The organism is Butyricicoccus pullicaecorum, assembly GCF_002160355.1.
Classification (GTDB): domain Bacteria; phylum Bacillota; class Clostridia; order Oscillospirales; family Butyricicoccaceae; genus Butyricicoccus; species Butyricicoccus pullicaecorum.
The window spans coordinates 76,942-90,757 of record NZ_NFKK01000001.1; the positions used below are offsets into that span (position 1 = coordinate 76,942).

The window sequence follows — 13,816 nt, forward strand, 5'->3', positions numbered from 1 at the left end:
CATCATCGCACAAAAAGGAGGGCTGCGTCCGATGAACGAGCAGATTGCAACACTCAAAAGCTGGGTTGACCAGTCGGACAATATCGTTTTCTTTGGCGGTGCAGGCGTGAGCACCGAGTCGGGCATCCCGGATTTCCGCTCGGTAGACGGTCTGTACAACCAGAAATACGACTATCCGCCCGAGACCATTCTGTCACATACATTTTTCATGGCGCAGACCGAGGAGTTTTACCGCTTCTATCGCGATAAAATGCTGTGTCTGGACGCACAGCCTAACGCCGCTCACCGGAAACTCGCTGAGTGGGAACAGCAGGGCAAACTGCGTGCGGTCATCACCCAGAACATTGACGGACTGCACCAGAAAGCAGGTTCTAAGGAAGTTCTGGAGCTGCATGGCTCGGTGCATCGCAATTATTGCATGCGCTGCCGTAAGCCGTACGGCGTGGAGGAGATCGCACAGGGTACCGGTGTACCGCGCTGCACCTGCGGCGGTATCATTAAGCCCGATGTTGTGCTCTATGAGGAATCGCTTGACGAGTATACACTGGATAAGAGCCTTGCATACATCCAGAACGCGGATATTTTGATCATTGGCGGCACTTCACTTGCCGTTTACCCGGCTGCCAGCCTGATTCATTATTATCGGGGTAAAAAGTTGGTATTGGTCAATAAGACTCCGACCTCGGCAGATGCCAAGGCCAATTTGGTGATTCACGGCGCGATCGGAGAAATCTTCTCGCAGCTGTAAGCGAGTAACGGATTCCCGCCCGGGGCGAAATGAAAGTTTCGCCAGCCTTTTCAAAGGCTGCGGGTTCTCAGGGCAGAGCCCTGAGCCGCTCGCCGCAGCGAGCGGAATCTTCTTTGATTTTCCCATCGGGAAAATCAACCAAAATAAACAAAAGGAAAAGACCGTCCAACAGGACGGTCTTTCTATTTGGTACGTTTGGGTTGAAACCCGGGTCGGACACCGGGTTTCAAAAGGGGAGTTTCGCGGCTTGCGAGCCGCGCCTCAGGGCTCTGCCCTGAGAACCTGCGGCCTTTTGAAAAAGGCCGGCGAAAACTTTAATTAAGGCTGCGGTGCAGTGCTGAGGCGGCTCAGCAATCGCTGAATCATCTCCACAAACGGCTCAATCGTGTCCAATTTCCAACGTTCCTGCGGAGAATGACAGTCCAGCAGTTCCATACCCACGCAAATACACTCCATTTGCTCATTCTTCGCAAGCAGGTGAGACGGTTCCAGACCGACATGCTGCACAGTAACTTCAGCCTCCTGTCCGGTGGCGTCCAAGTAGCACTGTGCGGCCAATGTCTGTAAAGTGCCATTGTCCTGTGCAGGCCAAGCAGGGTAGCGGCTGACAATCTGACCGGCAAATCCGCACATCGCGCACACGGTGCGATGACTGAGCTGCAATGCTTGTTCAGCCTGTGCATCCATACAGCGCAGCATGGCATCCAGGCACACCATACCGTCTTTATAGTAGATATGTCCCAGATTGGACGAGTCCGACACGACACCGGACGGGTGCCTTGCGTATACGCCGTCGGCAAAACCGCCGAGCACGGTCAGCAGACCGCTTGCGGTGTCGCCGCTCCAGACACGGCTGGGGATGTCGATATCTTGGATTTCCAGTCGTGCATCCGGGTCATTTTTCTGGATTCGTGCATAGATCTTGTCCCAAATCTGCTCGATGGCATCCTGTGCCGGGGCGATGGTCAGAATATCCGCGGTTGCCTCGTAGGGGATAGCGTTGAACGCCGTGCCGCCCGACAGGTCAATCAGGGCAAACGGCGATTCCATACGGGTTTCGCGCAGCAGTTCACCGAGCAAAATTAGCGCATTGGCGCGGGTCTTGCCAATGTCAAACCCCGAATGTCCGCCGCGCAGACCGCTGATTTTGAGTCGATAAGCGCGTCCGTTGGGCAGTTCGGGTGCGTTGGAATGGGTCAGTGCACGGGTGAAGTGCTCACGCACACCGCCGGCCGAGCCGATGACAATACGTCCCCAGTGGAAACCGTCGGTATTGATGAGATAGCGCACCCCATCCACGCACGCCGGGTCAAGATCGCGTGCGCCGCCCAGACCGACTTCCTCGTCGACCGTGAACAGCAGGCGCAGCGGGGGACGTTGGGGAGCAGGATGCTCAGCCAGCCACAGCATGACCGCAGCACCTGCGCCGCAGTCAGCGCCCAATGAAGATTCACCCGCCGTACACAGAAAACCATCGCGTACAATCGGACGGATGGGGTCACGGCTGGGCACGTAATCGGGACTTCCCACCGCGCAGACCATGTCAATATGTGCCTGTACAGCGGTCAGCGGTGCGCCTTCCCGACCGGGCAGGTCACAGACCAGATTGCCGCGCGTATCTGCCCACGGATGCAGTCCCAGACCGCGCAGACGGTCGGCAATGCGCTCGCGCAGCGCAGCTTCCTCGCCGGACGGGTGCGGCGTCTGGCACAGCCAACAGAACAACTCCCGCACCTGTTGTTCAATCGTTTCCATTTTTGCTTCCTCCAGTCTGCCGCCCCAAAGGGCAGCGCCTTCTTTTTCTTCAGCATATCACAGGATGGACAAAAATGCAAAACCGACTGTCTGCACAGTCGGTTTCACAAAAAGAGAGTATATGCATGTACATGCGCGGAACGCACAGTATCGCGAAAAAAATCAGGCCACCCCGAGTATGAGGCGGCCGTGTGGTCGTTTAGCCGATTTTAACGATCTTACCGGTCTTCCATGCTTCGGTGGTTGCATAGCCGATTGCCGTGGACTTGGTACCGTCGTATACATTGACGCCCGGCTGCTTGCCTTCGCATACGCAGTCGATGAACTCCTGCATCTCGAGCAGATATGCCTCGTCGAAGCGCTCGGGGAAGGAGCCAACGCACTCGGTAACAGCACCGTGTACATCAAAGATCATAGCCTGGTTCTTCTCCGGGATTGCGGAAATGCGGATCGAGCCCTCGGTACCGATGATCTCGGTCTCAACATGGTAACCGTGCGGAGCGGTACGGCCAACATGAACGAAGCCCATTGCACCGTTTTCGAACTTGTAGCAAGCCATAGCGGTCTCGTCGTCGCCAACCTGCTGGAATTCCGGATGCTTGAAGGTGCAGCCCTGTGCGAAGACCTCGGTTGCCTCGCAGCCCAGGAACCAGCGCATCAGGTCGATGTCATGGATTGCCATGTCGAGGAAGATACCGCCGGAGGTTGCAGCAAACTTGATTGCGCCCTCAACGTGTGCCTCGGGGTCGATGCCGGTTGCCTTAACCATGTAGGGAGTACCGATTGCGCCCTCTTCGATCTTCTTCTTTGCGTAAGCGTAGGACTTGTCGTAGCGGCGCATAAAGCCCAGCATAAAGGTCAGGTCGGGATGGCGCTCAACAGCCTTCTCAGCCTGCTTGCACTGTGCAACGTCAACGCCCAGCGGCTTGTCGGAGAATACATGCTTGCCAGCGTCCAGAGCGGCCTCGATCTGCCAGCAGTGCTCGGACGAAGTGGTAACGATTGCAACTGCGTCGATGTCAGCCTTTTCCAGCATCTCGCGGAAATCGGTGTAAACATCGGTGACACCCAGCTTTTCCTTTGCGTATTCCAGCTCAGCCGGAACGATCGAGCAAGCTGCGGTCAGATCAGCGTTCGGAATCTTGTATGCGATATTGTTTGCGTGTACCTTGCCCAGACGGCCAAGACCTGCGATACCAACCTTGATCTTCCTCATATTTTCATGACCTCCAGTGAAAAAATACAGGGGTAAATTGTGTACAAAATATAGGTAAAAACTCGGGTAAATCCTTCTTTATTCTTATTTTATCGCACCAAAACAGGGATGTCAACGGCTCTTTGCAAGTTCGTGAAACTTGCCCGATGCGCCCCTTTTCTTTTGTCGAACGCGACAAGAGAACGCCCGAGCGGGTGAAATGTTTTCCGTGCCTTGTGCCAAAATCGGGTTTGTGCTATACTGGAGACATTCGGGACGGCCTGGAAGCGGTCGTCCACCGACCAAGACAGACAGGGGATGGACAGATGAAATCCAACAAACCGACCATCCGGTCGATTGCGGCGGCGGCTGGCGTGTCGCGCGGCACGGTCGACCGTGTCATCAATAACCGTGCGCATGTCAATCCGGCAGTCCGCGCAAGGGTGCAGCGCATTGCGCGGGAGATGGGATACCGGATTGCACCCAGCGAGAGCGACAGCCCGGCGCTGCGCATCGGGGTCATCGTGCCCCAGTGGGAATTGCCCTACTTTACCGAACAGACCCGACGAGGTATCAGCCAGGCTGCGCGTCTGCTGGGCACGCATGAGGTCAGGCTGGTGGTCGAGGAGCTGCGCAGCCGCTCGAACGAGGAATATATCAAGCGCTGCGAGGCGCTGCTCGAGCAGGGCGTGCGCGGACTGGTCATCAATGCACCTGATAACGTGGTCATGCAGGCCGAACTTGCCCGCTTTCAGGATGCTGGTATCCCGGTCATGACTTATAACTCGGACATCCCGCAGTCTGCCCGCCTGTGCTTTGTCGGACAGAACCAGATTCAGTGCGGACGCATCGCGGGTGGTCTGATGCACATGGCAATGGCAGGGCAGGGCAATATCCTGATTGTCACCGGCAACATGGAGTTCCATCGCCGCCGTGTGGATGGCTTTTGCAGCCGTCTGGGAGAACTGGGCTACACGTCCGACCGCTTTGAGATCGTCGAGTGCTACGAGCGATATGACCTGACGCACGACACGGTTATGCGCTATGTGCGCAGTCACCCGACCGTGACCGGTATTTATATGAGTACCGAGAACGTTTTGGGCTGCCTCGACGGCATCACACAGGCGCATGTACGCCGTCACATCCACGTCATTGCAAATGACCTGACTCCGACCAACCGCAAAATGCTGCGCGGCGGACGACTGGATTTCGTGCTGGAACAGGAGTTTTCCGCCCAGGTCTATGAGGCGATTATGATGCTCTACGACCTGCTCATGCACGACCGCAAGCCGCGTACTTCGGTCAAATATGTGTCCACCACGGTCATTACGCCCGAAATGGTATGAAAAAAAGCGACTGCACAGGCAGTCGCTTTTTGTTTTGTATGCAAGATCAGCCAACCGCGATCTTTTCCAGCGGCAGACGGCTGACACCGGCGTTTGTGTGATGGGACTCGGCAAACGCGTATACCATAGTCAGACAGCCGACGCGTCCGAAGAACATCAGGAAGATGAGGACGAGCTGAGACGGCAGGCTGAGGCCGGGCGTGATGCCGAGCGACAGACCGACCGTTGCGACGGCGGATGAAGTCTCGAACATCGCGCTGATCATAGGTACTCCGTCAAACTGAGTCAGCAGCATAGCACCGCCCATAAACAGACAGATGTAGCTGAAGAAGATGGTGACCGCACTGCGCAGACAGCTGTCGTCCAGACGGCGGCCAAAGGCACGCAGCTCGTTTTCACGGGTCATAGACGAGCGGATGCACAGGAAAAGGGTAGCGATGGTGGTGGTCTTCATGCCGCCCGCGGTCGAACCCGACGAACCGCCGATGAGCATGAGCATAATCATAACCATCTTGGTCGGGTGGGTCATCATGTTCAGGTCAATGGTGTTAAAACCAGCCGTACGCGCCGAGGTGGACTGGAAGAACGAGGCCATCAGACGCTCGGGCGTGCTCAGATAAGAAAATGCTTCGACGTTGCGGTCAAAGAAGAAGATCATGAGCGACGGAATGGTCAGCAGCAGAATGGAGATCAAAAGCACGATCTTGGTGTGCAGACGGCAGCGTCCCAGACGGAAATGGTGCAGGTAAAGATCTTCCCAGACGAAGAAGCCCAGACCGCCGATGATGATGAGCAGCATAATGGTGATGTTGACCACCGGGTCGGATACGAAGTAGGTGATGGAGCCCTCACCGGCGACACCCGCCATGAGGTCGAAGCCCGCGTTGCAGAATGCCGAGATCGAGTGAAAGATGGAGTAATAGATACCGCGCACCGGGCCGAGCATGGGGATAAAGCGGGTCGCAAGAATGATCGCACCGATGCTCTCAAACAGCAGAACACCCTTGAAGATAAAGCGGGTCAGTCGAACAATGCCACCCAGCGCGGGTGCACCGATGGATTCCTGCATGGTGAATCGCTGGCGCAGGCCGATGCGCTTGCCGCTGACCACAAAAATCATGACCGCCATGGTCAGAAAGCCCATACCGCCGATCTGGATGAGGCCGATGATGATGAGCTGACCGAACAGCGACCAGTAGGTTGCGGTCGGTACGACGATCAGACCGGTCACGCAGGTGGCCGAAGTCGCCGTGAACAGCGCATCCGGGAAAGAGGTCCAGACACGCGCTTGGGAAGCGAGCGGCGTGGACAGCAAAATCGCACCAAACAGAATGATGGCCGCGTATCCGAGCAGGATAATCTGCGTGGAGGACAGCGCGGACAGGCGGAAGCGTTTTGTTTTGCTCATAGCAGATAAGATCTCCTATCTCTGGCCGATTGCCGAAATAAAAATCCCGAGCATGCGAAAAAGCAGCACGGAGAACCAGCCGAAATCATGTAAAAGCGTTGATGGGTCTATCATAGCTTGTCGCCCGATGAATGTCAAGTGTCAGAAAGCACGGAAATACTGGACAAAATAACCAGATTCGATATAATATAACGATAGCAACCATCCTGGGAGACAGAAAGCAGGTGTCAAATTTGAAATATATCATCGCACTGGCCGACGGCTGCGCCGACCTGCCCGCGATATGCGGGATGACGCCGCTCGGCTATGCCAATACCCCGTGCCTTGCGCGGTTATCTGCCCGTGCGGTGATCGGACGGACGTGCCTGATTCCACCCGGCTGCATTCCGGGCAGTCAGAGTGCGCTGCTGACCCTGCTCGGTGCACCGCGTTCGGCGTGCAGCAGCGGACGCGCTGCCATTGAGGCGATGGCGTGCGGGATTGATCTGGACGGCTGCACCGCGCTGCGCTGCAATTTTGTCTCGCTGGATGGCGACCGGCTGGTCGCGCACGATGGCGGCGGACTGACCGACGAGGAGGCTGCCCAGCTCATCGATGCGCTGGAGGATGCGCTGGGGGATGATACACACCGTTTTGTGCCCGGTTCAGGGTATCGCGCGTTTTTGCTGCGTCGCGGACGGGAACACCCGGGCGGGGGTTCACCCGACGGACTGCTGGGGTGCGATCTGCGCACCTGCCAGCCTGAGGACGACGACCTCGAACGCCTGTACTACGCGGCACGCGAGGTGCTGGACGCGCATCCGGTCAACCTTGAGCGCAAGGCGCAGGGCAAACTGCCTGCAAACGCGGTCTGGTTCTGGGGCGGAGGGCCGACCCCAGTGCTGCCCGATTTCACGACGTGCACCGGCCTGCGCGGTGCTGCGACCGGCGGCGTACCGCTTGTGCGGGGGATTGCACGCGGTATGGGGCTGGAATGGCTGAACGTGCCCCACGCCGACGGCACGCTGCACACCAACTGGGAGGGCAAGGCGTTTGCCACCTTCGATGCACTGACCCGGCAGGGGATGGACTTTGTATTTGTACACACCGAGGCGCCCGACGAGGCCGGACACGCGGGCAGTCTGCCCGAAAAGGTCGCATCCATTGAGTATTTCGACCGCAGACTGCTGACCCCGTTGACCGGCTGGCTGGACGAGAACGCAGTCGATTACCGTCTGCTCGTTCTGCCCGATCACCCGACGCCCATTTCGCTGCGCACCCATACCGCCGACCCGGTACCGTTTTTACTCTACGACAGCCGGACATCTGCGGCAGGTGGGATATTTGACGAGATGCACACCAGCAATCTGCCGCTGACACCGGGAGAAGAGATGCTGGATGTGCTGCTGGAAAGGAAGCGGAATCCATGAAAGAGAGTTTACTGTGCTGTTCGGTGTGTGGACAGCCGTTGACATTTGACGAGAAAAACGCCCGATGCCCCAAGGGACATTGCTTTGACCGTGCGGCACGCGGGGGATATGTCCACCTGCTGCGCCAGCATCGCCGGGGCAGCAGCGACCCGGGCGACAGCGCGGCGATGTGTCAGGCACGCACGCGATTTTTGGAGGGCAACTGGTACGGGCCGCTGCGCGATACGGTTGCCAAGCTGGCAGCGGACTGTGCACCGCAGGATATTCTGGACGCAGGCTGCGGCGAGGGATGGTACACCCGTGCGGTGCTGGATGCCTGCCCGGATGCCCGTCTGGCCGGTATCGATCTGTCACGTTACGCCCTGCGCCATGCCGGACGCACCTGTCCGCGCGGTGATTTTGCTATCGCCAGCCTGTTCGAGCTGCCGCTGGCCGACGCGTCGGTCGATCTGGTGCTGCACCTGTTCGCCCCCATGTGCGCCGAGGAGTTTGCACGCGTACTCCGTCCGGGTGGGACGCTGCTCACGGTCACACCGGGCGCGCGTCACCTGTGGGGCATGAAGGAAGTGCTGTACCAAAAGCCCTACGAAAATCCCACCGAAATTCGTGACCTTCCCGGTCTGACCTTCGAGCGGGAGGTGTGCGTAGAAGATACCATCACGCTGACCGACCCGCAGGACATTGCCGCACTCTATCAAATGACCCCGTATGCGTGGAAGACACCCAAGGAGGCAGCCGACCGCCTGCTCCATCGGGACGCTCTGACCACGCCCATCAGCTTCCAGATTCATCTATACCGCAAGGGATAACCGGTTGTCAAGCAACAGGGGACGCAGTATAATAAGAGAGAAATATAGACAATTCAGAGACGGACAGTGAAAGGTGGTTTTTCCATGCAGCAGCCTATTTGTGTGCTTTCCAAAGTCAAATCCCGACTGTATGCCGATGCGATTCCGGGACATTTTGCGACCAACCACTCTCATATCAATTATTATATTGATATGTCCGACTTAAAGCATAAACAGAGTCTGGCGATGACGGCGGCGCGCAGTTTTGCCGCACGCATGGCCGGTATGCCGGTGGACACCATTTTGTGTCTGGAGGGCACCGAGTACATTGGCGCATATTTGGCGCAGGAGCTGACCCGCGAGTCGCTCTCGAGCATGAATACCGGCCGTGACCTGTTTTTGGTCGAGCCCGATTCCAACATCAACGGCCAGTTTATTTTTGCGGACAATCTGCGCCCGATGATCGACGGCAAGGCGGTCTTTGTCATGGTGGCCTCGGCTTCGACCGGTCAGACGCTCAGCCAGATCGCCGAGTGCGTGGAATACTACGGAGGTCACGTTGTGGGCAACGCTGCACTGTTCTCCAATATCTCCGAGCTGGACGGCAAACCGGTGGTCAGCCTGTTTACCGGTGCGGATTTCCCCAACTATCAGACCTGCGCCCACGGCAAGAACTGCCCGGCCTGCGCGGCGGGTATCCCGCTCGACGCGATTGTCACCCCGCGCGGCTATCGCAAGCTGTAAAAATAATATGGATATAATAAAAAGGTCATGTCTTTTTCGACATGACCTTTTTTTCTGTTACTTGTTCTGCGGAACGACTTCCAGCCAGTATCCGTCGGGATCGTTGATGAAGTAAATGCCCATTGCCGGGTTTTCAAAGCAGATGCAGCCCATCTCCTGATGCTTTGCATGTGCTGCCTCGTAATCGTCCACGTGGAAGGCCAGATGGAACTCGTTGTCGCCCAGATTGTACGCACGATCCCAGTCGCGCAGCCAGGTCAGCTCGAGCTGGAAGGGAGAAACACCGTCGCCCAGGTACACGATGATAAACGAACCATCCTCCGCGTTGATGCGGCGCTGCTCGGTCAGGCCCAGCGCTTCCTGATAGAACGCGATCGAGCGGTCGAGGTCACGCACATTATAATTGGTATGATAAAACGAAAACTGCATGATAAAAAATCCTCCTGAGAAGTAAACTACCATATTACCTTAACATATTCCAAAAGAGAAGACAACTTCTCATTTACTTTACGCAAGGGTTTTGGTATACTGTATCTGTATAATTATGTGTAACGGAGGGCATCTGCTTTGGATAAGCGATTAAAAAAGCTCTTACAGCCCGGACATCAGTTTTATTTTATTGTTTTCCTGCTGTTTGCGCTCGCCTGCGCCTATATCTCGGTTCCGTTCGCAGTCACCGGCGTTGCGTTGGACGCTTTACTGTTCCTGCTCTACCAGTATCGGGAACGCACCCGCCGGCGTGATATCATTCGGTACATGCAGACCGTAACACTCTCGATCGACAGCGCGACCCATCCGTCTATCACCCGGTTCCCCATGCCGACCGCCATCGCACAGGCGGCAACCGGTGAGATCGTTTGGACAAACGACGCATTTTGCGAAGCGACCGGGCATTTCGATTCAGCACTCAACGAGAAGCTGACCGATCTGGCACCCGAATTCGAGACGCATTGGCTGGTCGAGGGCAAGGCGCAGTACCCGGGTGAGGTGCGAATCGGAAAGAATATCTTTTGGGTGTTCGGCAACCTGCTCGCATCGGGAGAAGACCACGCGGGCGAAACCCTTATGCTCATTTATCTGGTGCCGTGCACCGAGCTCATCGAGCTGCGCGACGCGTACATGCGCAGCCGTCCGGTGGTCGCCATCATCTCCATTGACAACTACGAGGAGCTGATGAAGGACGCGACCGACTCGGAAAAGTCCAGCATTCTGGCTGACATCGACAAGAAGATCAGCGAATGGACCAAGGAGAGCCGCGCACTTCTGCGCAAGTACGACCGTGATAAGTACGTCTTTGTGCTGGAAGAAAACGACTTTGCCAAACTTCAGCAGAAGAAGTTCAGCGTACTCGAGAGTGTGCGCCAGATTCAGAGCCGTGCAGGCGTTCTGGCGACCCTGTCCATCGGTATCGGCAAGGACGGCGAGAGCTACGAGGAAAACTGGAGAAACGCCGGTGTCGCGCTGGATATGGCGCTGTCACGCGGCGGTGACCAGGCGGTCATCAAGACCCGCTATAACTTCGATTTCTTCGGCGGACTGTCCAAGGAGCTGGAAAAGCGCACCAAGGTCAAGTCGCGCGTGGTTGCAAACGCACTTGTACAGCTCATTCGCGACTCGTCGAGTGTTATGATTATGGGTCACAAGATGAGCGATATGGACGCATTCGGCGCAGCCGTCGGTATGGCCTGCGCGGTGCGCCATCGGGACAAGCCCGTGCATATCGTCATCAATCAGGAGCGCAACATGGCGCACGACCTGATCAACAAGATCACAGCCGTGCCCGAGTATCAGGATATCCTCATTTCGCCCGATGACGCGATGGTGCGCTGCGATTTCAATACGCTGCTCATCGTGGTCGATACTAACCGGCCGGATTATGTGGAATCCCAGCCGCTTCTGGAGTCCATCAACAAGGTTGCCGTCATCGACCATCATCGTCGTGCGGCCAACTACATCGAGAATTTTGCGCTCAATCTGCATGAGCCTTACGCATCTTCGACCTGTGAACTGGTCAGTGAGATGTTACAGTACATGGTGCCCACCAGCGAGGTCATGAAGGCCGAGGCCGAGTGCATGCTCGCCGGTATCTATCTGGATACCAAGGGCTTTACGGTCAAGACCGGTGTGCGCACCTTTGAAGCCGCTGCCTACTTAAAGCGTGTAGGTGCGGACATGAGCGAGGTCATGAAGCTGTTCCAGTGCAGCTTTGACGAATATATCGCGCGTCAGCGTATCATCGCAGGCGCACGAGACTGCGGGGACGGCATCGTTCTGGCAGTCACCAAGGATCAGGTTGACCGCGTGACCGCAGCCAAGGCGGCGGACAGCCTGCTCGGCATCAACGGCGTGCGATCGTCCATCGTTGTCTTCCCAAGCGGCGACGATGTGCTGGTCTCGGCACGCTCGGACGGTACGGTCAACGTACAGCTTATTATGGAGTATCTGGGCGGCGGCGGCAATCACTCGTCTGCCGGTGCGCAGATCATGCACGGATCGGTGCGAGAGGTCGAAGTCGACACGCTCAGCGCCATCCAACGCTATCAGCAGGATGAGCAGAACAATGACTGACCATCCATTTGATGGCATTTACACAGCTTAAAATTCTTATCAATACCACGGAGGAACACACAATGAAAGTCATTCTGAAAGCGGACGTCAAGGGTCAGGGCAAGAAGGGCGACATGATCGAGGTCAGCGAGGGCTACGGCAGAAACTTCCTGCTGCCCCGCGGTCTGGCTGTCGCTGCAACCGCTGACAACCTGAATCTCAAGCGTCAGGCCGATGAGGCTGCTGCACATCGCGCAGCGGTCGAGAAGGCTGCCGCACAGGAGTACGCTGCAAAGCTCAAGACCGTTCGCGTCAAGGTTTCGGCCAAGGGCGGTGCAGGCGGCCGTCTGTTCGGCGCAGTTACTGCAAAGGAAGTATCCGAGTGCCTCAAGACCCAGCACGGCATGGACATTCCCAAGAATAAGATCGTTATGGAGCAGATCAAGACCTTCGGCACCACCATCGTCAAGGCCAAGCTGTATCCGGAAATCGTCGCGGAGATCACCGTAGACGTCGTGGAGGCGTAAGATATCGTGGCAGACGAACTGCTCGCACGGCAGCTGCCGCAAAGTCTGGAGGCAGAGCAGGCGGTCATCGGCTCCATGCTGATCGACCCGGCCTGCATTGCCGAGGTCATCGAACTGCTGCGCCCCGAGGACTTTTATGCCGAGGAGCACCAGCGCATCTTCGAGACCATTTACTCCATGTTTAACACCGCGCTCAAGATCGACCCGGTCACCGTACTCGATCGACTCAAGGCGCAGGGCTATTACGACGAGGCCGGCGGACGCGCATACCTCATGCAGCTGATGGAAGTCACCCCGACCTCGGCAAACGTCAAGGAATACGCATCCATCGTGCGCGACAAGAGCATGCTGCGCGCCATCGCAAACGCCGGTGCTGAAATTCAGAATCTGGCGTTCAGCGGCGGCGGTTCGGCGGCAGAGGTGGCCGAGCTTGCCGAGCAGAAGATCTACTCGGTGCGTCAGGGACGCGAGATCAAGGGCTTATCTCCGCTCAAGTCGGTCATCATGGACCTGTATGCACAGCTCGATGAGCGCAGCCGCTCGGACAGCGATATCCCCGGTCTGTCGACCGGTTTCCGCGACCTGGACGTTGCGCTGACCGGCCTCAACAAATCTGATCTCATTCTGGTCGCGGCTCGTCCCGGTATGGGCAAGACCGCATTCGCGCTCAACATCGCGCTCAATGCGGCCAAGTCCTCGGGCAAGGACGTGGTTGTCTTCCAGCTTGAGATGAGCAAAGACCAGCTGGCTTCCCGTTTTCTGGCGAGTGAAGCGCTGCTGGACTCGCACAAGCTCAAGACGGGCAGTCTCAACCAGGATGACTGGATTAAAATTGCCCGCGCGACCAGCGTGCTGGCCAAGACCCATCTGTATGTAGATGACAACCCGGCCATTACCGTCGCTGAGATCAAGGCAAAGTGCCGCAGACTGGGCGAAAACCTTGGCCTGATCGTCATTGACTACATCCAGCTGATGCAGTCGGGCGGCAAGCGCAGCGAGAACCGCGTACAGGAAGTTGCGGAGATCTCCCGAAGCCTGAAAATTATGGCAAAGGAGCTCAATGTTCCGGTCGTCTGCCTGTCCCAGCTGTCCCGTGCGGCCGAGCAGCGTGCCGACAAGCGTCCCATGCTGTCCGACCTGCGAGAATCGGGCGCGATCGAGCAGGATGCCGACATCGTTATGTTTATCTATCGCGATGACTACTACGACGCCGAGAGCGACGACAAAAATGTCGCTGAAATCATTCTGGCGAAGAACCGTCACGGTGCAACCGGCACGGTCGAGCTGCAATGGATCGGCCAGTATACGACGTTCTCGTCGCGTGATCGGATTCACTCATGAACCTGGAA

12 protein-coding genes are annotated in these 13,816 nt (G+C 57.0%); 8 read left to right on the forward strand and 4 right to left on the reverse strand.

The genetic code is table 11. From position 1 onward, the window contains the following. Positions 1-31: 31 nt before the first annotated feature. Complete coding sequence (locus B5F17_RS00420; RefSeq protein ID WP_016148338.1) at positions 32-748, forward strand: NAD-dependent protein deacylase; 717 nt, start codon at positions 32-34, stop codon at positions 746-748. A 318-nt stretch (positions 749-1,066) separates the two neighbouring features. Here the strand turns inward: B5F17_RS00420 and B5F17_RS00425 are convergent, their stop codons facing one another. Both B5F17_RS00425 and B5F17_RS00430 read right to left on the reverse strand, forming a co-directional pair. Next, positions 1,067-2,503 (reverse strand): M20/M25/M40 family metallo-hydrolase, encoded by a 1,437-nt coding sequence (locus B5F17_RS00425; RefSeq protein WP_087369779.1) that lies wholly within the window; start codon positions 2,501-2,503, stop codon positions 1,067-1,069. Positions 2,504-2,702: 199 nt separating this feature from the next. Then, positions 2,703-3,719: a Gfo/Idh/MocA family protein gene (locus tag B5F17_RS00430; protein WP_087369781.1), complete on the reverse strand. Its 1,017-nt coding sequence runs from the start codon at positions 3,717-3,719 to the stop codon at positions 2,703-2,705. 305 nt (positions 3,720-4,024) lie between these two features. Here B5F17_RS00430 and B5F17_RS00435 point away from each other — a divergent pair, with 305 nt between their 5' ends. After that, positions 4,025-5,044 (forward strand): LacI family DNA-binding transcriptional regulator, encoded by a 1,020-nt coding sequence (locus B5F17_RS00435; RefSeq protein ID WP_016148335.1) that lies wholly within the window; start codon positions 4,025-4,027, stop codon positions 5,042-5,044. Positions 5,045-5,090: 46 nt separating this feature from the next. On the opposite strand, the gene B5F17_RS00440 is transcribed toward B5F17_RS00435, so the two are convergent. Continuing rightward, on the reverse strand, positions 5,091-6,452 hold the full coding sequence (locus tag B5F17_RS00440; RefSeq protein ID WP_087369785.1) for a TrkH family potassium uptake protein: 1,362 nt from the start codon (positions 6,450-6,452) through the stop codon (positions 5,091-5,093). 224 nt (positions 6,453-6,676) lie between these two features. On the opposite strand from B5F17_RS00440, the gene B5F17_RS00445 reads away from it, so the two are divergent. The 3 genes from B5F17_RS00445 (at position 6,677) to B5F17_RS00455 (ending at position 9,393) form a co-directional block, all read left to right on the forward strand. Beyond that, positions 6,677-7,861, forward strand: coding sequence for a BPG-independent phosphoglycerate mutase family protein (locus B5F17_RS00445; RefSeq protein ID WP_162608031.1), 1,185 nt, complete (start codon positions 6,677-6,679; stop codon positions 7,859-7,861). Further along, complete coding sequence (locus B5F17_RS00450) at positions 7,858-8,670, forward strand: methyltransferase domain-containing protein (RefSeq protein WP_087369789.1); 813 nt, start codon at positions 7,858-7,860, stop codon at positions 8,668-8,670. The genes B5F17_RS00445 and B5F17_RS00450 overlap by 4 nt, the downstream gene beginning before the upstream one ends. An 84-nt stretch (positions 8,671-8,754) precedes the next feature. Beyond that, positions 8,755-9,393, forward strand: coding sequence for a type I phosphoribosyltransferase (locus B5F17_RS00455; RefSeq protein WP_016148331.1), 639 nt, complete (start codon positions 8,755-8,757; stop codon positions 9,391-9,393). 57 nt (positions 9,394-9,450) lie between these two features. Here the strand turns inward: B5F17_RS00455 and B5F17_RS00460 are convergent, their stop codons facing one another. Continuing rightward, complete coding sequence (locus B5F17_RS00460) at positions 9,451-9,822, reverse strand: VOC family protein (protein ID WP_087369790.1); 372 nt, start codon at positions 9,820-9,822, stop codon at positions 9,451-9,453. 138 nt (positions 9,823-9,960) lie between these two features. Here B5F17_RS00460 and B5F17_RS00465 point away from each other — a divergent pair, with 138 nt between their 5' ends. The 3 genes from B5F17_RS00465 (at position 9,961) to dnaB (ending at position 13,808) form a co-directional block, all read left to right on the forward strand. After that, on the forward strand, positions 9,961-11,961 hold the full coding sequence (locus B5F17_RS00465) for a DHH family phosphoesterase (RefSeq protein WP_087369793.1): 2,001 nt from the start codon (positions 9,961-9,963) through the stop codon (positions 11,959-11,961). A gap of 62 nt (positions 11,962-12,023) precedes the next feature. Then, a complete protein-coding gene (gene rplI, locus B5F17_RS00470) occupies positions 12,024-12,467 on the forward strand; it encodes a 50S ribosomal protein L9 (RefSeq protein ID WP_016148328.1) in 444 nt (147 codons plus the stop codon). Between the two features lie 6 nt (positions 12,468-12,473). Continuing rightward, positions 12,474-13,808 carry a replicative DNA helicase gene (gene dnaB / locus B5F17_RS00475; protein ID WP_016148327.1) on the forward strand — a complete coding sequence of 445 codons (1,335 nt, stop codon included), beginning with the start codon at positions 12,474-12,476 and terminating at the stop codon, positions 13,806-13,808. Positions 13,809-13,816: the final 8 nt, after the last annotated feature.

What these genes read in the sequence shown, in the direction of transcription:
- B5F17_RS00425 (WP_087369779.1), bottom strand. Translation starts at nt 2,503, where the DNA reads ATGGAAACGATTGAACAACAGGTGCGGGAGTTGTTCTGTTGGCTGTGC.
- B5F17_RS00430 (WP_087369781.1), bottom strand. Translation starts at nt 3,719, where the DNA reads ATGAGGAAGATCAAGGTTGGTATCGCAGGTCTTGGCCGTCTGGGCAAG.
- B5F17_RS00455 (WP_016148331.1), top strand. Translation starts at nt 8,755, where the DNA reads ATGCAGCAGCCTATTTGTGTGCTTTCCAAAGTCAAATCCCGACTGTAT.
- B5F17_RS00460 (WP_087369790.1), bottom strand. Translation starts at nt 9,822, where the DNA reads ATGCAGTTTTCGTTTTATCATACCAATTATAATGTGCGTGACCTCGAC.
- B5F17_RS00435 (WP_016148335.1), top strand. Translation starts at nt 4,025, where the DNA reads ATGAAATCCAACAAACCGACCATCCGGTCGATTGCGGCGGCGGCTGGC.
- B5F17_RS00450 (WP_087369789.1), top strand. Translation starts at nt 7,858, where the DNA reads ATGAAAGAGAGTTTACTGTGCTGTTCGGTGTGTGGACAGCCGTTGACA.
- B5F17_RS00420 (WP_016148338.1), top strand. Translation starts at nt 32, where the DNA reads ATGAACGAGCAGATTGCAACACTCAAAAGCTGGGTTGACCAGTCGGAC.
- B5F17_RS00440 (WP_087369785.1), bottom strand. Translation starts at nt 6,452, where the DNA reads ATGAGCAAAACAAAACGCTTCCGCCTGTCCGCGCTGTCCTCCACGCAG.
- rplI (WP_016148328.1), top strand. Translation starts at nt 12,024, where the DNA reads ATGAAAGTCATTCTGAAAGCGGACGTCAAGGGTCAGGGCAAGAAGGGC.